Consider the following 16373-nt stretch of genomic DNA (forward strand, 5'->3'; position numbering starts at 1 on the left):
CTATCCGCCGCTCCTGGCCCTGGTTTGTGGCGCCGGGATGGCATGGATGTGAATGGCAGTGGATATGGACGATTTTTGGGTGTTTGGCTATGGTTCACTGATGTGGAACCCCGGCTTTGCCTTCGAGGACAAGATGACGGCCCGGGCCTTCGGCTACCGGCGCTCGCTCTGCGTCCGCTCCTGGGTGCATCGCGGAACGCAGGAACGTCCGGGCCTTGTGCTCGGTCTCGATCGCGGCGGCTCCTGCCGGGGCATGGCGTTCAAGGTGGCCTTGAAGGACAAGGATGACGTTGTCGGCTATCTGCGCGAGCGTGAACTGGTCACCCATGTCTACCTGGAGCGCACCATGCCCGTGCTGCTTGCCGATGGCCGCCGCGTGCCGGCGCTGACCTACATCATCGACCGTGGCCATACGCAGTATGCCGGTGCGCTGAGTACCGAGGACGCGGCTGCGACCGTCGCGGTTTCCCACGGAAAATCGGGACCCAATACTGACTATGTGGTCAACACGCTTGCCCATCTGAAGGAGATGGGCATTCGCGATCACTGGCTGGAAGAAGTGGCAACGCTCGTTGAACGAATGAGGCTCTAAGCCTGAGCGTTCAGCTCCTTCAGCCGCTGCGCGGCCGTTGGCGGCAGCGGCACATGCGGATTGTTCTTCACCGTCTCCAGCAAGAGTGCATCGCTGGCGGTTTCCATGACATCGACCAGCGTTTTCAGGAAGACATCGGGATCGAGGCCGGGGCCGATCGGTGGCAGGATTTGCACCTTGAAATGACCGGGATAGCGCAGGAACTTGCGGCGCGGCCAGAACAGGCCCGGATGCATGACGACGGGGATGACCGGCATGTCGAGATCGCGATAGAGCCTTGCGATGCCGTATTTGTATTCCGGCGGTGCGCCCGGCGGCCGGCGTGTGCCCTCGGGATAGATGATCAGCTGGCGGCCCGTTGCCAGTTCATCCTTGGCGCGCTGCATGACCGCCGCCATCACCTTGCCGCGTGCGCCGCGATCCACCGGCACCATGCGCTGCTTTTTCACATACCAGCCGAACAGCGGGATCCAGACGAGTTCACGCTTCAGGATGAAGAAGGGGTCCGACAGCCACGGCAGCAGCGCGTAGACGTCCCAGAACGACTGGTGCTTCGGCGCAAAGATGTAACCGCCCTTGGGGATGTTCTCCAGGCCCTCGATTTCGAACGTCGTGCCGACGATGACCCGGAACAGCCAGTGATTGCTGCGCGCCCAGTTTTTCGGAACGAACCAGGCCGTCTTGCGCGGCGCCAGGAAGTAGAACGGCGTCATCACGACCATCTGGGCGATCAGGTTGATGTAGAACACGATGTTGAACAGGACTGAACGCAGGATGATCATCGGCAAGCTTTCACAGCGAAAAGGGTGATCCGCTGCCTACACGAATATTGGCGCAAGGAAAACAATTTCGCTTGCGAGACGTTTCGCTGCGGCTAATTGCCGGTGGCCACGGCGCCCGTCTTTTCTGTCCGCAGGCCGCTTGCCGGATGAGCGCCGAGAGCGTTGCGCACCGAGGCGATGGTCAGCTTGACGTATTCCGACAGGATGGTCTTCAGCACCATCGGGTTTCTCAGCCAGTTGGTGCTCTTCAGGTCTGAATTGACGACGGGATAGGCGATGAACTCGATCCCCGGGTTGGCACGGCGCAATTCGAGCAGGCTGCGCGGCATGTGGTAGTTGTTGGTAACGACGAGAATGCTGCGGTAGCCGTTGTCGCGGATCCAGCTGGCGGTCTCGTTGGCATTGCCGATCGTATCGATCGCATCGTGGCCGATATCGACGCAGCATTTGAACAGATCGGCCGAACTCTGGGTGTTGCGGCGAATTTGGCCGCCCGTCGTCGAGGGGTGGACGCCGGAGATCAGCAGCCGTTTTCCTGCTCCGTTTTTCAAGAGATCCACAGCCTGGTCGATCCGCTGGAACCCTCCGGTCAGGACAACGATCGCGTCTGCCTTTGGGTTGGCAGGTGGCTGAAGAGACGCAACGGAATCGGCGAAATAGAGGAAGCCGGCCGCCGCAAATCCGGCAATCAGCAGCAGCACATAGAATGTCAGGCGCACCAGCCGGCGGCGGACACTGACGTGCCGTCGCACCAGCGTCCCCTTCCGCCGCGTTTCGCCGTTTTCATTCATGGCAGGTCCTGCTGCTTTGCCAGCGGTCTTGATTCTCTTCAATATAGACAGATTGCGGCAAGGAATGGATGCAAGGCAAAGCAATCATGATGGTCAGGTCTGGTTGCCGTCGATGCGTGCCGGGTCGGACCGGATCAGATCGATTTCATAGATCGTGCGCATCACGGTGAAGCGGGCAGTCAGCGTCGTCAGAAGCGCGATGACGATCATGATGGCGGCAATGCCGAGATAGCCGGAATAGCCGATGGAGAAGCTGCCGAACATGGCTGTCGTCTGGTCGCTCTGGGGGGTTGCCAGTGACCGCGATTGCCAGAAGCCTGCGATCGCAAAGCAGGCCGCCGCCAGAAACCCGCCGGCGCCGGCGCCCTTCAGGCTGATTTTCAGAAAATGTTTCTGGAATTCCGAAGCGACAAAGCCCGCCTCGGCACCGACGAAATGCAACACCTCGACAATGTGACGGTTGCCGGAAAGCGTGCCGCGCGTCGCAAAGATCACGGTCAGAACCATGGCGGAAAACACCAGCACCAGGACGCCGGTGCCGATCAGTGCCGTCGTATGCGCCATGGCCACCAGCCGGTCGACCCAGGTCCGGTGGTCGTCGAGAAAGGCCTGCGGTATGGTTTCCGTCAACATCGCCCGCATGGCGGCGAAATCGGGCGGGTTCTGCTCGTCGATGGTGATGATGACGAGGCGCGGCACCGGCAGGTCGTCGAGATCAAGGCCGGCCCCCAGCCATGGCTCCAGCAACCGGGCGGTCGCCGCCTTGTCGACGATTGTGCCATCGGTGGTGCCATTGAAGGTCAGGGCGAGATCGCGCGCGTCGGCGAGCGCCTTTTCCATGTCGAGTTTTTCGTCCGGCTTGATCTGGATGGTGATCTCGCGGGAAATCTGGCTCTCCCAGCTTTGCGCCGTCGAACGCACCATGCTGACGGCGCCGAGCGTCAGGCAGGCGAGGAAAGCCATGATGGCGATGACCAGCACCAGCGCATTGCCGGAGACGTTTGCGGGCGGCACGATCGGCGCCGTCGGGCGCACGCGCAGCGAAGCCTTGCGCTCCTGCGGCGCGTCCTGACCGGCGCGATTGCTGACGGGCGCTTCACTCATAGATGTCGAGCCGCCCTTGCGAAAGAATCATCCGCCGTGCCTCGACCTGGTCCATCAGCGAGAGATCGTGCGTCGCGATGACGACGGCGGTGCCGAGCCGGTTGAGTTCGAGAAACAGGTTGAGTAGCCGCCGTGCCATCGGCGGATCGACATTGCCCGTCGGCTCGTCGGCAAGCAGGATCTCGGGCCTGTCGATCAGGGCGCGGGCGATGGCAGCGCGCTGCTTCTCGCCGCCTGAGAGAACCGGCGGCAAAACGTTGATGCGTTCGCCAAGGCCGACCCAGCCAAGCAGTTCGAGCACATCGGCGCGATAGGACGATTCGTCCTTGCCGCGCACGCGCAGGGGCAGGGCGACATTCTCGTAGGTCGTCAGATGATCGAGCAGCCGGAAGTCCTGGAAGACGATGCCGACACGGCGGCGCAGCATCGGGAATTCGTCGCGCGGGATGGTCGAGATATTGCGGTCGAACATGCGAATCAGGCCGCGCGTCGGCTGCAGCGACAAGAACAGCAGCCGCAGCAGCGTAGTCTTGCCGGCACCCGAAGGGCCGGTCAGGAACTGGAACGATTTTCTGGGAATGTCGAAGGTCAGGTCGCGGAGGATTTCCGGACCCATTCCATAGCGCAATCCGACATTTTCAAAATGAATCAACGGTCAGTGTCCAGCTTCTCTTCTTCGGTCCAGGATGCCATGTTTTCGCGGCGGGCTGATGGCCCAGCTTTCAGAATACAACGTAAGACCGCTGTTACAGCGCCAACATGGTTAAACAGTGGTTAATTTTGCCTGAAAGCGAGCCGTTTCCGCGGCGTCATTTTCGAAGCATTAACCATTTAGGTTTACGTCTGGGAAAGGTTTGTTTCAATGCCTTGATCGTTGCCTTTTGGGGCCAAGGGCATTCTGGTGCGGCCGGTAGGCCCTGCAAGGGAGAGACGATGAACGCTTTCCGTTCCAACGGCGCTGCCAGCCGCATGGATCTGCTGCCTCCGGAGCGCCGCGAGCGAACGGTTCCAGCAGGCGCCATGCCGCGTCGTGCCGATATCGTCGACGCCGAGTTCGAGATCGTCCCGCCGCACAGCCGGCGCAACGTCTACCCGGTTTTCAACGACAATCGGGTTCGGATGGTGGTCTCGCCGGCGCAGCCGCCGCGTCATGTTGCATCGCCGTTCGGACGGGCGGTCAACCATTTCGAGCGCCTGCTCCAGACGGCTTCTCCTAAGGCGTTTGCCGTTCTCGTCACATGCCTTTGCGCTCCGGTCTTCCTGTTGTTTGCCAGCCTTTCCAAGGATCAGCCCGCCATTGCCTCCGTGCCGGCATTGTCGATCAACGATGTCACCACCTCGCTGAACGACGCCAACGGCATGAAGGTGCTTTCGGTCTACGGGTCGGTCAAAAACCATTCAGATACGCCCAAAGTGGTTCCGGCCATACTTGTCGATGTGATTGCCAACGGCCACCGGCGGACCGCCACCCGAATTGACGCGAGGCAGCCCGCGCTGGCTCCGGGAGAGAGCCGGGCCTTTTCCGCACGTCTTCTACACACAGGTGGAAAACTGCCCGACGTTGCGGTTTCCTTCGGACAACCGGGTGATTCGGCGCCCTGACTGTGCTATGCGGCTGGCTTCCGGAGGCATAAAACGCAGTCTCCATTGTATTTCTGGAGACCATTCGCATGCCCGTTGTTCGTGGAAAAAATATTGACCCGCTTTATACCGCCGAGCTGATTGCCGAGCGGAACATTGCAATGGCCGAGCAGATCGCCAAGGGGCCGCTCAACGACCTTCTGGTCATCGCCGTGCTCAAGGGCTCTTTCATCTTCGCCGCCGACCTGATCCGCGCCATGCACACCGTCGGTCTTGCGCCGGAAGTCGAGTTCATCACGCTGTCGAGTTACGGCACCGGCACAGTGTCGCAGGGCGTCAGGATCATCAAGGATATCGATAGCGACGTGCACGGCCGCGACGTTCTCCTGATCGACGACATCCTGGAATCGGGCCGCACCCTGCGCTTTGCCAAGGAGCTGATGCTGGAGCGCGGCGCCAAGTCGGTGACGATCGCGGTTCTTCTCGACAAGAAGGTCAAGCGCCAGACCGATCTCGAAGCCGATTATGTCGGCTTTGAATGCCCTGACTATTTCGTCGTCGGCTACGGCATGGACGTGGCCTATGCGTTCCGCGAGCTGCCCTTCGTCGGCATTGTCACCGGCGACGCCGAATAGCCATTTGGCTGTGCCAAACCGCTGATCTGGTCATCCGCGTTTACGGAAAACAAACAAAACTCTGTTGGTGTTGATCCGCAGCAAACCGTGCTGCGGATCAGGGACCGGATGCCGTCAAGGCAAATGTCCCGGCGGAGTTGTTGCCGAAACGGAGGCCATGATGGCGAAAATCCTGATTACCGAAGATGAGGACGGCCTGCGCCGTTTCGTTGCCCGCGCCTTACAGCTCGATGGTCATGAAACCGTCGAGGCGGCCGATGGCGCCGAGGGCCTCGCCTGCCTTCAGCAGGCAAGTTTCGATCTTTTGCTTTCCGATATCCGCATGCCGGTGATGGACGGCATCGAGCTCGCCCATCAGGCATCGGCCGCCTTTCCGGCACTGAAGATTCTTCTGATGACAGGTTACGCCGAGCAGCGCGAACGGGCCGACAACCTCAACGGCAAGGTCATCGACGTCGTCTCCAAGCCGTTCACGCTGCCGGATATCCGCAAGGCTGTTGCCGTGGCGTTGGCGGCGTGAGCGGCGCACCCTTCAGACTTTCAAGCCATTCTGAAAGTTTGACGACAGTGTTCGACGCTTTAGGTTTTCTCCAGCCGCACAACGTCTTGATGTCGCGAGAGGCGAGGCCACCCCGTGGATTGACCTCCCAATTTGAAGCAACCCTTATTTACCAATCCCGATCTGCTTCATGAAAGCGGCGTTATCCCAAAACAGATATTCTTCATCCATCGTGCCCTCCTTGTTCCAATGCCCTAAGGTCGCCATCGGTAAATGGTAGGTTTTATGTGTCGGCTGAATAACCGTTCCATCCGCCAGAGCCATAGGCTTGGTAAAGGTGCCGTCAAGAAATCCCATCACAGCAGTCCATTCGCTGTCTGCTGTGCCAAACCTTACTGGATGTTCGGTAATTCGGTTATCTGGAGCAAAGGTCCATAAGAACTCCAACTCCTTGATGTGATCCGGAATGCCCTTGGTGGTGTGGCCATCCGGATAGTGCACGATGATGTCCTTGGCGTGGCTCTTATGAAGGTCCTCCCACTGCTGGCCGGTGTAGACATGGAAATCGAGATCGTCAAAGTTAGCCAGGCGCTTTGCCAACTCGGCCGGCATGCCCTCGACTTTCGGGGTTGGCTCTCCAACTTTGGTGCCCGGCCACCGCTCCTGATCGGCAGCGACCAGAGGTTTGACGAAAATAAGACAGGCGCTCGTGAGGCCAATGGCGATCGCGAGAGCCAAGGGGTGACTTTGCAACATTGATTCCTCTCCTCCCTCACCTTATATCCAGCAACCGTTCCAGATACCGACGCTCCGTCTCCGGCGATGAATTCGTGCCGAGACGCCGGCGGATTTCTTCGAGGATTTCGCGCGCCCGCTGGGTATCGATCTCGTCCGGCACCTTGACCTGATCGCCGAAATCCGGCCCGGCATTCTGCTGGCGGCGGCCGAGCGGGTCGCGGCCGTTCTGGCCGAATTGCGGCACGCCCTGACCTTGTCCCGGGCCTTGGCCCTGGCTTTGCATCTGCTGCATCATGTCCTGCGCACCGTCACGCAGGGCCTGCAACGCGCGGCCCTGGCTGCCGACGGCCTGTTCGCCCTGTCCCTTGCCAAGGGCGCCTGAAGCCCCCTTCATCTCGCGGCCGGCCTCGCCAAAACCCTTGCCGGGCTTGATGCCCATGCCTTCAAGGCCTTTCTGCAACTCGCCGAGCTGCTTGCCCAGCTGGTCCTGCTGGGCCTGCATGTCCTTCAGTGCCTGCTTCAGCTCTTCCGCCGTCATGTTGTCGAGCGGGCCGGGCTCCTGGGCATTTTCGTCCTGCTGCTGGCCGGGCTCCTGCGGCATCTCCTGATCGAAGAGCTCTTGGTCTTCTCCATCCAGCGGGTCGCCGCGCTGCAGCCGGTCGCGCAGCGCCTGATCGAATTTGAACGTCTCGTCCATCAGCTGCTGCTGCTGCTGCATCAGCTGGCCAAGCTTGTCCATCTGCTTGCGCATCTCGCTGTTTTCCTGGCCCTGCTGCTGTTGCTGCATGCGGCCGGCCTGGAGATTGTTCATCATGCGCTGCATCTCAGACAGCATCTGGCGTGCCTGATCCTTGGCGCCGGATTTTGCGAGGTTCTCGATCTGGTTCATCATCTTTTCCAGATCCTGCTGACGCAGCACGTTGTTCTGGTTCGGATTGGCCGCCACCTGCGGGTTCTTTGCCGCCTGCTTGGCCAGCGCCTCCATGTAGTCCTTCATGGCATCGCGCAGTTCCTGCATCAGCTTGGCGATCTCCGCGTCGGAGGCGCCTCTTTCCAGGGCTTCGGACAGCTTCTGCTGGGCGTCGCGCAGCCGCTTGTCGGCCAGCGCCATGTCGCCGTCCTCGATGCCGAGCGCGATTTCCCAGAGATAGCTTGCCGCATCGCGCAGCATGTCGTCATTGCGCGCAAGCGCCATGCGTGTACGGGCCGATTGCAGAAGCAGGAAATGCGTCAGGTTCGGGATCGTTTCATCCGGGCGCACCGACAGCGCGTCGTTGAGATCGATGGCGCGCGGCAGGTCGTTGGCATTGAGGGCAAACACCTGGCGCTCTTCGGCTACGGCGCCAGCGAGCGGTTCGAAGAACGGGCGGGCGGGCAGGATCATGTCCTGCGGCACGCTGCGCCCTTCCTGGCCGGCTGCATCCTTGGCAACCAGCGTCACACGCACACGCTTTCCCGACAACGGATGTTCGCTCAAGTTGCGGCTGGTCAGGCCCTTTGCCTCGCGCGCATTGCGCTTGGGCAGGTCGAGGCGATATTCCGGAAGGGGATAAAGCGGCCGTGCGTTCGCTTCCGGTTTGTCCAGCGGGACGATCTCGGCCCAGGCGTCCTGAATGCCGTAGTCGTCCTTGGCTGCAAAGCTGATTTCCAGGGCGGCATTGACCGTCGTGCGCGGAATGCCGTCGAAGGCGATATCCGGAACGCTGTCCGGGATTACTGTGAAGGCCCATTGTTCACCGCCAACGGAGAGCGAACCGTCCTTGGTGATTTTCATCATATGGGTGTTGCTGCCGGGCTTTGCCGGATCAACGGACGCTGCTTCGGCGGCAGTTTTCCCATCCTTGCCGGGCTTTGCGGCTTGCGCAGCGATAACGAGCGGCTGGGCCGCGCCGTTTTCCAGATAGGTCACCGGTGTCTCTTCGCCGCCGCTGGTGATGCGCACCGTCAGTTCGCTGAACTGCGGGATGCGCAGCGGCTCCGCACTGGCGGCAACCTGTTCCGCACCCAGCCGGCCGGTGAGGAAAACCGGCGCCCGGCCGGTATAGGCCGGCGGCGTCACCCAGGCGTCGATGCGGACATCCGGCGCTGACGCGATCTGCTGCGGCGGATGAAAGGCATCGGAAATCAGGCCGGCCTTGTTCGAATAGGAATAGGCAAAGGCGATACAGGCAAGCAGGACCGGAACGGCGCGCAGTCCGTAGCTGTCGGTGCGGGCAATGTCCGGTTTCGGCAGGCCTGTTTCCAGCCCGCCGATCATCCGCGCCATGCGTGCCTGGTGCTCCTGCCACAGCGTCCGGCCGAAGGCGCCGCTGGTGGCCGGCTGATCGTCCTGCACGCGGATTGCCTGATGCGGCAGGTCGTTGCGCTCCTCCAGCATCCTGTCGGCGTCGGCATTGCCGGGGACGCGCAGGCGCAGCAGCGGGATCAAGAAGACGATGAGGGCAGCTGCGAAGGCAAGAAGCGCTGTGGTATGAAGCCAGCCCGGCGCTACGCGGAAAAAGCCGAACCAGGTAACGGAGAGAAACAGAAGCACGGTGGCAAAGAGCGGCAGGGCGCGGGGTGCAGCCTGCTCGGTGACGAGAACAAGGCGCGCAAGCGCCCGCTTGACCGCGAGACTTCTCATAAAGCCTGCCGCCGCCGTCGCGCTGTCCCGCCGGATTTCCGTCATCCGTTCCCTTTCAACGTTCAAAACGTAGTGCGAAGGATAACACTCTTTGTGGCGAAGACGAGGGCGGCAACGCAATCGTGATCGATTTCAACGCTCGATGGCGGCGCTATCAACAGCGCCGGATCGGGAACTGTTGAGGTCGCGTCAATCGAGCCAGTCGGGAACCGAATCCAGCCCGATCAGGTCTTCATAGGACGTGCGCGGCCGAATCACATGAAAGCGATCGCCGTTGACCAGCACTTCGGGCACCAAGAGGCGGCTGTTGTAGGTGCCGGCCTGCACTGCGCCATAGGCGCCGGCGGTGCCGACCGAGATCAGGTCGCCAGGCTTCGGCATGGCCATTTCCCGGTCGAGCGCCAGATAGTCGCCGGTCTCGCAGACGGGGCCGACGATGTCTGCCTTGATGCGCGGCGCGTTGGCGGCGGATATGCGCACCGGCTGAATCTCGTGATAGGCCTCGTAGAGTGTCGGGCGGACCAGGTCGTTCATGGCGCCGTCGACGATGACGAAGGTCTTGGAGCCGCCATCCTTCACGTAGATGACTTCGGTGACCATGATGCCGGCATTGCCGACGATCAGCCGGCCGGGCTCCATGACGATCTTGCAACCGAGTTCGCGCAGCTGATCCTTGACGATCACGGCATAGGCGTCGGGCAAAGGCGGCGGGCTGTTGTCTGTCTTGTAGGGCACGCCAAGGCCGCCGCCGACATCGACGTGATCGATGCTGTGGCCGTCGGCGCGCAGCGTATCGACCAGTTCACGCAGCAGCTTGAAGGCATCGGCGAAGGGCTGCAGCTCGGTGATCTGGCTGCCGATATGCATGTCGATACCGGTGATCTGGATGCCGGGCAGGGTCGCTGCATGGGCATAGACCGCGCGGGCGCGCTCATAGGCGATGCCGAACTTGTTTTCCTTCTTGCCGGTCGAAATCTTCGCATGGGTCTTGGCATCGACATCCGGGTTGATGCGGAAGGAGACGTGCGCCTTCTTGCCTTCGCGCACGGCGCGGGCATTGAGCACTTCCAGTTCCGGCTCGGATTCGACGTTGAAGCAGTAGATGCCGGCGTCGAGCGCCAGGTCCATTTCCTGGGCCGTCTTGCCGACACCGGAAAACATGATGCGGTTGGCTGGAATGCCGGCCGCAAGAGCGCGTCGCAGTTCGCCGCCCGACACCACGTCGACACCGGCGCCCAGGCGTCCGAGCGTCTTCAGTACTGCCTGATTGGAATTCGCCTTCATCGCATAGCAGACCATCGCGTCGATATCGGCGAAGGCCTTGGAGAAGACCGAATAGTGCCGTTCCAGCGTTGCGGTGGAATAGCAGTAGAACGGGGTGCCCACCGCCTTGGCGATGTCGATGACGGAAACGTCTTCCGCAAAGAGAATGCCGTCACGATATTCGAAATGGTTCAAGGGAGTGCTCTGCTACAAGAGGGGATCGAGGAGGAAGGGCTTGCCTTGCGCTTCGTCCTTTTTTTCGACGCTGCCGGGTACCGCTTTGGTGTTGATCGGCGCGGACGAGCCCGGACGATCGAGATCGCCCTTGCGGCCGCAGCCGGACAGCGTCAGCCCGGTTAAAGCAAGGGCTGCAATCAGATAAGTGGTGTTTCGCAGATGCATGGATGCTTCCCGGTCCGGGCAATCAAGCCCTTCGTGCAAATTCGTCAGAACTCATATCGAGTTTTTAAGGCGCTGTGCACCCTGAATCTCGTACTCAGTTGCGGGTCCGCCACCAGGCGATCTGTTTCCTCACTTCGCTGGGTGCCGTGCCGCCGAAGGATGTGCGGCTGGCAACGGAGGCCTCGACGGTCAGCACGTCGAACACCTTGTCAGTGATATCCGCATGGATCGCCTGCAGGTCTTGCAGCGACAGTTCGGCAAGCTCGCAGGCCTTCTGCTCAGCCAGCGCCACGGCCCGGCCGGTCACATGATGGGCGTCGCGGAAGGGCAGGCCCGCCTCGCGCACCAGCCAGTCGGCAAGGTCGGTGGCGGTGGAATAGCCGGAGCCGGCCGCCGCCTTCATCCGGTCGGCGCGGATGGTCATGTCGCGCACCATGCCTGTCATCGCGGCAATGGCGAGCTCCAGGCTCTCGGCCGAATCGAAGACCTGTTCCTTGTCTTCCTGCATGTCCTTGGAATAGGCGAGCGGCAGGCCCTTCATGACAGTCAGGAGTGCGATGAGCGAACCGTTGATACGGCCGGTCTTGGCGCGCACCAGTTCGGCGGCGTCCGGGTTCTTCTTCTGCGGCATGATCGAGGAGCCGGTGGAAAAAGCGTCCGACAGCCGCACGAAGCCGAATTGCGGCGTCGACCAGATGACGATTTCTTCAGCCAGCCGCGACAGGTGCACGGCGCAGATCGAGGCGATCGACAGGAATTCCAGCGCGAAATCACGGTCCGACACGGTGTCGATCGAGTTGCGGGTCGGCTCGCGGAAGCCGAGCGCCTTGGCGGTCATGTGGCGATCGATCGGAAAGCCGGTGCCGGCAAGGGCCGCAGCACCGATCGGGCTTTCGTCCAAATGCTCGATGGCATGGCGAACACGCTGCCGGTCACGGCCGAACATCTCGACATAGGCCATGCAATGATGGCCGAAGGTGACGGGCTGGGCCGTCTGCAGATGGGTGAAGCCGGGCATCACCGTTTCGGCGTGTTCTTCGGCGCGGTCGAGGAAGGCGGCGATCAGGCTCGTCAGCATGCCCTCGCACTTCTGCAGCTCTTCCTTCACCCAGAGGCGGAAGTCGAGTGCTACCTGGTCGTTGCGCGAGCGGGCGGTGTGCAGGCGTCCGGCGGCCGGGCCGATCAGGGTTGCAAGTCGCGCCTCGACGTTCATGTGAATGTCTTCGAGGCGACGGGAGAATTCGAACTGCCCGCTTTCGATCTCTGACAGGATCGTGTCGAGGCCGTGAACGATCTTGTCTTTATCATCAGCCGAAATGATGCCTTGATGCGCCAGCATGGTCGCATGCGCTATTGAGCCGCGGATGTCCTGAGCGAAAAGCTTCTTGTCGAAGCCGATCGAGGCATTTATCTCCTCCATGATCGCCGCCGGTCCTTGAGCAAAGCGACCGCCCCACATCTGGTTGGAGCTTTTGGTTTCAGAAGTGCCGTCAGCCATGAAGAATGCCCGCCCTGGAGAATGACCCGTTTTGGAAACTGAAGTAAACGACAGACAAAAACGCTTTCCGCCTGCCAGACTGGTGATGATCGCTGCCCTCGCAGGGCTGATCGCCGGTGCGGCAGCGGTATACGTCAGGGAAAGCGGGTCTGGCAATGGTGTGGTGGTGGAAACCGCCGGTGCAAAGACCTGCGAAGCGGCAAAAGACAAGATTGCGGCCATTACCCCGCTCCTTAAAGGCCAAGTCGCCGCCATGGCGCCGGTCAGCGAACCGCGGCCGTTGCCGGGCCTGAACTTCAAGGGCCGGGATGGTAAGGATCTCACGCTTGCCGATTTCGGCGGCAAGACCATCCTCCTCAATCTATGGGCAACATGGTGCGTGCCCTGCCGGGAGGAGATGCCGGCGCTCAACGCCCTGCAGAAAGCGGCAGGCAGCGACACGTTCGAAGTCGTGACTGTCAACATCGACATCGGCGACGACGAAAAGCCGAAGGCTTTCCTCAACGAGACGGGCGTGCACGATCTCGCTTACTACCGCGATGCGTCCATGGGCGTCTTCAACGCGTTGAAAAAGGAAGGCCTTGCCTTCGGCCTGCCGGTGACGCTGCTGATGGACGACAAGGGCTGCCTGATCTCGTCGATGAACGGTCCTGCCGCCTGGGACAGCGACGATGCAAAGGCGCTGGTAAAGGCCGCTGTCGCCGCGCCGCCGTCAGGCACACAGTAGGAGCGAGACGCGGTTGGCGCTTTTTTTCTGTGTGGCTGCCCCCGCGCCCTTTGTCGCCATGGCGAGGATCGTGGCGGCGGGAACCGGGCGGGAATAGACAAACCCCTGACCCTCTCGGATTCCCAGCTGTAGCAGCGCGGCAATCTGTTCTTCCGTCTCGATCCCCTCTGCGACGACGGTCATGCCGAATTTGGTCGCCAGCCCGGCCAGCATTTCCACCAGTTCGGACGACTTTCGATCAAGCGTGACGCCATCGACGAAGAATTTGTCGATCTTCAGGTAGTTGGCGCCCAGCGCATGGATGGCCGACAGGCCGTTGTGCCCGGTCCCCGCGTCGTCGATGGCGACGCGCATGCCGGCCGCGATCAGCTCGGTGGTCACGATGGCTGCCCGTCCCTTGTCCGCGATGACCTGCCGTTCGGTGACCTCGATGACGAGGGCGTGGTGGGGAAGGTTGAAGCGGGTGGTGTCGGCGATCAGGTTGTTGACGAACCCACCGGCCAGATATTGATCCGGCGTCACATTGAAGGTCAGCTTGAGATGGCTTTGCGTCAGCAAGAGCCCGCCGAGCTGAGATCCAGCCTGTCTCAAAAGTTCGCTCGTCAGTCTTTCGATGCGGCCGCTGCTTTCGGCCAGCGGGATGAAGGACAGCGGCGGGATCACCGTTCCGTCCGGCTTGATCCACCGCGCCAGCATCTCAAACCCGAGAAGCGTTCGGTCCTCGAGATTGAAAATCGGCTGGAAATAGGGCTGGATATGGCCATTCGACAATGCCCGGTCGAGTTCGTCGAGAATGGATGTGTTTCGCATCATGCCGCGTGCGGCAAGGGCGCCGAAGCCGAGGCCGAGTGCAGCGGCAATCGCGATCATCCCGGGCGATAGTGTCTGGTTCCATTGAGCAAGAGCGGCCGCATCGACCCTCAGGCTGAACTTGATGGGATACTTGGCCGAATTCTGGTCGAAGCTGATGAGATTGGCACCCTCGACCGACCATTTCCGCTCGGGACGATAGCTGGCGAAGGATGAGCCATCTTCAAGGGTCAGTTGCATCAGCGCGCTGTCGCGCAGTTTGTCCGGCAGAATGGCGAAAAGCAGGCCGCTGGTTGCAAGAACTTCGACGAGGCTTTTATCCTGTCCATATTGCCAGCGCACACCCAGCCCCTTCCAGCCCGGAAAGCCAAGGGAAAAGAGCGAATAGCCGGGGCTGTTGGTCCGGTTGCGCCGTGCGTTTGCAATGGACTGCTCGAGCGCTTCGTTCTTTTCGTCGTAGCTCCAGCAGACGCCGTCCTTCGTTTCCAGCCGCATGTTCTTCATGATGCTGGAGCCGTAGAGTGCCTTGGTCATCGCCATCGGATCGGCCGTCGCGCAGGATGTGCTGCGGTTCAGGATGACATCGCTCATTTTCATGGTGGCGGCGTCGAGCGCCAGCTCCGTGCGCGCTATCGTGTCGATCGCGAGTTGCCGCAACTGTTTCTCATTCCACGAGGCAATGAAGGCGGAATGGACACAATAAAGGACGCCGGCGAACAGGCCGGTAAAACACAGCATGAGAGCTGTGAAGCGTAGTCTGCGCTGAACGGTCATGGCCCGGCCTTTTGCTAAGGCTCGGACCGTGGCGGAAACAGGTTAAAATCGCTTGAATGTTCTACCGCTGATTTAGTAGTTCGGTTCAGCGTGTCGGAACGGGAACTTCGCCACGGTAGTCATAGAAACCGCGGCCGGACTTGCGGCCGAGCCAGCCGGCCTCGACATATTTGACCAGCAGCGGGCAGGGCCGGTATTTGGAATCCGCCAGCCCGTCATGCAGCACCTGCATGATCGACAGGCAGGTGTCGAGCCCGATGAAGTCGGCAAGCGCCAGCGGTCCCATCGGATGGTTGGCGCCAAGCTTCATCGCCGTGTCGATGGCATCGACGCTGCCGACACCTTCGTACAGCGTGTAGATTGCCTCGTTGATCATCGGCAGCAGGATGCGGTTGACGATGAAGGCCGGGAAGTCTTCGGCAACGGTGACCGTCTTGTCGAGTGTTGCGACGAACTCCTTGGCGGTCGCGAACGTGCCTTCCTCGGTGGCGATACCGCGCACCAGTTCGACCAGCTTCATCACCGGAACCGGGTTCATGAAATGAATGCCCATGAAGCGTTCCGGCCGGTCGGTCGCGGACGCAAGCCGCGTGATCGACAGGGAGGAGGTGTTGGTGGCGAGAATGGCGTCTGCCTTCAGAACCGGACAGACCTGGCCGTAGATCTTGCGCTTGACGCTCTCGTCCTCGGTTGCGGCCTCGATCACCAGATCCATCGGCGACAGATCGTTGAGGTCGGCCGATCCCTTGATCAGCGACAATGCCTTCTTGCGCTCCTCGTCGGTCAGTTTGCCGGAGGAGACCTGACGCGCCATGTTGCCGTTGATGGTGGCAAGGCCTGCTTCAACGCGGTCGGCGGAGATGTCGTAGATATGCACCTTGTAGCCGGCCGAGGCCGATACCTGGGCAATGCCGCAGCCCATTTGTCCAGCGCCAACAATTCCGACATTCTTGATCATCGAGCCGATTTTCCATCATTCATACGAAAGAGCGATCGCGCTTCCGTTCGAGCAAAAAGATATGCGCCCGTTGGGGCGAAGTATTCGGATGCCAGTGATAAAGGCATCGCGCCCAATTTTCCAGCCTTTATTCGCGGCGGAAGGCATTGTGAGTTAAGGAAACACGTTGCTTCCAAAACGAAAAACGGCCGCGCAAAGTTACGCGGCCGTTGGTCACATTTTCAAGAAGCTCACAGCGCCTTTTCGAGCTCTGGCAGGATGGTGAAGAGATCGCCGACGAGGCCGTAGTCGGCGACCTGGAAGATCGGGGCTTCCTCGTCCTTGTTGATGGCGACGATGACCTTGCTGTCCTTCATGCCGGCCAGATGCTGGATGGCGCCGGAGATGCCGACCGCAATGTAGAGCTGCGGCGCAACGACCTTGCCGGTCTGGCCGACCTGCCAGTCGTTCGGGGCATAGCCCGCATCGACGGCGGCACGCGATGCGCCGACGGCGGCACCGAGCTTGTCGGCCACCGGCAGGATGACCTCCTGGAATTTTTCCGACGAGCCGAGTGCGCGGCCACCCGAGATGATGATCTTCGCCGAGGTCAGCTC

At 61.1% G+C, this 16373-nt stretch carries 17 protein-coding genes; 5 read left to right on the forward strand and 12 right to left on the reverse strand.

The window, feature by feature from the left end:
• Positions 1-52: 52 nt before the first annotated feature.
• On the forward strand, positions 53-592 hold the full coding sequence (locus tag AC1D17_RS04625; RefSeq protein WP_264220326.1) for a gamma-glutamylcyclotransferase: 540 nt from the start codon (positions 53-55) through the stop codon (positions 590-592).
• Here AC1D17_RS04625 and AC1D17_RS04630 read toward each other — a convergent pair.
• The 4 genes from AC1D17_RS04630 to ftsE form a co-directional block, all read right to left on the reverse strand.
• Positions 589-1374, reverse strand: coding sequence for a lysophospholipid acyltransferase family protein (locus AC1D17_RS04630; protein ID WP_477564229.1), 786 nt, complete (start codon positions 1372-1374; stop codon positions 589-591). The genes AC1D17_RS04625 and AC1D17_RS04630 overlap by 4 nt on opposite strands.
• 92 nt (positions 1375-1466) lie before the next feature.
• The gene (locus tag AC1D17_RS04635) at positions 1467-2165 is read right to left on the reverse strand and encodes a YdcF family protein (protein WP_477564230.1); all 699 of its coding nucleotides are present in this window, start codon (positions 2163-2165) and stop codon (positions 1467-1469) included.
• Between the two features lie 93 nt (positions 2166-2258).
• Positions 2259-3269, reverse strand: a complete 1011-nt coding sequence (locus AC1D17_RS04640) for a cell division protein FtsX (RefSeq protein ID WP_477564231.1) — start codon at positions 3267-3269, stop codon at positions 2259-2261.
• A complete protein-coding gene (gene ftsE / locus AC1D17_RS04645; protein ID WP_477564232.1) occupies positions 3262-3921 on the reverse strand; it encodes a cell division ATP-binding protein FtsE in 660 nt (219 codons plus the stop codon). The genes AC1D17_RS04640 and ftsE overlap by 8 nt, the downstream gene beginning before the upstream one ends.
• A 107-nt stretch (positions 3922-4028) precedes the next feature.
• Between ftsE and AC1D17_RS04650 the strand changes: the two genes are divergently transcribed.
• The 3 genes from AC1D17_RS04650 to AC1D17_RS04660 all read left to right on the forward strand — a co-directional run bounded on the left by AC1D17_RS04650 (position 4029) and on the right by AC1D17_RS04660 (position 6005).
• A complete protein-coding gene (locus AC1D17_RS04650) occupies positions 4029-4871 on the forward strand; it encodes a hypothetical protein (protein ID WP_477564233.1) in 843 nt (280 codons plus the stop codon).
• Positions 4872-4939: 68 nt separating this feature from the next.
• Positions 4940-5485 carry a hypoxanthine phosphoribosyltransferase gene (gene hpt, locus AC1D17_RS04655; protein WP_264220331.1) on the forward strand — a complete coding sequence of 182 codons (546 nt, stop codon included), beginning with the start codon at positions 4940-4942 and terminating at the stop codon, positions 5483-5485.
• A 160-nt stretch (positions 5486-5645) separates the two neighbouring features.
• On the forward strand, positions 5646-6005 hold the full coding sequence (locus tag AC1D17_RS04660; protein ID WP_477564234.1) for a response regulator: 360 nt from the start codon (positions 5646-5648) through the stop codon (positions 6003-6005).
• Between the two features lie 144 nt (positions 6006-6149).
• On the opposite strand, the gene AC1D17_RS04665 is transcribed toward AC1D17_RS04660, so the two are convergent.
• The 5 genes from AC1D17_RS04665 to argH all read right to left on the reverse strand — a co-directional run bounded on the left by AC1D17_RS04665 (position 6150) and on the right by argH (position 12508).
• A complete protein-coding gene (locus AC1D17_RS04665; protein WP_477564235.1) occupies positions 6150-6740 on the reverse strand; it encodes a hypothetical protein in 591 nt (196 codons plus the stop codon).
• Positions 6741-6756: 16 nt separating this feature from the next.
• On the reverse strand, positions 6757-9390 hold the full coding sequence (locus AC1D17_RS04670; RefSeq protein WP_477564236.1) for a TIGR02302 family protein: 2634 nt from the start codon (positions 9388-9390) through the stop codon (positions 6757-6759).
• A gap of 144 nt (positions 9391-9534) precedes the next feature.
• Complete coding sequence (gene lysA, locus AC1D17_RS04675) at positions 9535-10803, reverse strand: diaminopimelate decarboxylase (RefSeq protein WP_477564237.1); 1269 nt, start codon at positions 10801-10803, stop codon at positions 9535-9537.
• 12 nt (positions 10804-10815) lie between these two features.
• Positions 10816-11010, reverse strand: a complete 195-nt coding sequence (gene lptM / locus AC1D17_RS04680; protein WP_477564238.1) for an LPS translocon maturation chaperone LptM — start codon at positions 11008-11010, stop codon at positions 10816-10818.
• Between the two features lie 94 nt (positions 11011-11104).
• Complete coding sequence (gene argH, locus AC1D17_RS04685) at positions 11105-12508, reverse strand: argininosuccinate lyase (RefSeq protein WP_477564239.1); 1404 nt, start codon at positions 12506-12508, stop codon at positions 11105-11107.
• A 31-nt stretch (positions 12509-12539) separates the two neighbouring features.
• Between argH and tlpA the strand changes: the two genes are divergently transcribed.
• Positions 12540-13235 (forward strand): thiol:disulfide interchange protein TlpA, encoded by a 696-nt coding sequence (gene tlpA, locus AC1D17_RS04690; protein WP_477564240.1) that lies wholly within the window; start codon positions 12540-12542, stop codon positions 13233-13235.
• Here the strand turns inward: tlpA and AC1D17_RS04695 are convergent.
• The 3 genes from AC1D17_RS04695 to AC1D17_RS04705 all read right to left on the reverse strand — a co-directional run.
• Positions 13221-14819: an EAL domain-containing protein gene (locus AC1D17_RS04695; protein WP_477564241.1), complete on the reverse strand. Its 1599-nt coding sequence runs from the start codon at positions 14817-14819 to the stop codon at positions 13221-13223. The genes tlpA and AC1D17_RS04695 overlap by 15 nt on opposite strands.
• A gap of 85 nt (positions 14820-14904) precedes the next feature.
• Positions 14905-15777 (reverse strand): 3-hydroxybutyryl-CoA dehydrogenase, encoded by an 873-nt coding sequence (locus AC1D17_RS04700; RefSeq protein ID WP_477564242.1) that lies wholly within the window; start codon positions 15775-15777, stop codon positions 14905-14907.
• A 230-nt stretch (positions 15778-16007) separates the two neighbouring features.
• The coding region (locus AC1D17_RS04705; protein WP_477564243.1) for an electron transfer flavoprotein subunit alpha/FixB family protein at positions 16008-16373 on the reverse strand (366 nt) is incomplete at its 5' end.

The sequence above is a fragment of the Pararhizobium sp. P1_E7 genome (assembly GCF_056405855.1).

Excerpts from the sequence above, each read along its gene's own strand:
- argH (WP_477564239.1), bottom strand. The coding sequence starts at position 12,508 with ATGGCTGACGGCACTTCTGAAACCAAAAGCTCCAACCAGATGTGGGGC.
- AC1D17_RS04660 (WP_477564234.1), top strand. The coding sequence starts at position 5,646 with ATGGCGAAAATCCTGATTACCGAAGATGAGGACGGCCTGCGCCGTTTC.
- AC1D17_RS04635 (WP_477564230.1), bottom strand. The coding sequence starts at position 2,165 with ATGAATGAAAACGGCGAAACGCGGCGGAAGGGGACGCTGGTGCGACGG.
- AC1D17_RS04695 (WP_477564241.1), bottom strand. The coding sequence starts at position 14,819 with ATGACCGTTCAGCGCAGACTACGCTTCACAGCTCTCATGCTGTGTTTT.
- AC1D17_RS04630 (WP_477564229.1), bottom strand. The coding sequence starts at position 1,374 with ATGATCATCCTGCGTTCAGTCCTGTTCAACATCGTGTTCTACATCAAC.
- AC1D17_RS04665 (WP_477564235.1), bottom strand. The coding sequence starts at position 6,740 with ATGTTGCAAAGTCACCCCTTGGCTCTCGCGATCGCCATTGGCCTCACG.
- AC1D17_RS04650 (WP_477564233.1), top strand. The coding sequence starts at position 4,029 with ATGGTTAAACAGTGGTTAATTTTGCCTGAAAGCGAGCCGTTTCCGCGG.
- AC1D17_RS04640 (WP_477564231.1), bottom strand. The coding sequence starts at position 3,269 with ATGAGTGAAGCGCCCGTCAGCAATCGCGCCGGTCAGGACGCGCCGCAG.
- lptM (WP_477564238.1), bottom strand. The coding sequence starts at position 11,010 with ATGCATCTGCGAAACACCACTTATCTGATTGCAGCCCTTGCTTTAACC.
- AC1D17_RS04700 (WP_477564242.1), bottom strand. The coding sequence starts at position 15,777 with ATGATCAAGAATGTCGGAATTGTTGGCGCTGGACAAATGGGCTGCGGC.
- AC1D17_RS04670 (WP_477564236.1), bottom strand. The coding sequence starts at position 9,390 with ATGACGGAAATCCGGCGGGACAGCGCGACGGCGGCGGCAGGCTTTATG.
- hpt (WP_264220331.1), top strand. The coding sequence starts at position 4,940 with ATGCCCGTTGTTCGTGGAAAAAATATTGACCCGCTTTATACCGCCGAG.
- AC1D17_RS04625 (WP_264220326.1), top strand. The coding sequence starts at position 53 with ATGGCAGTGGATATGGACGATTTTTGGGTGTTTGGCTATGGTTCACTG.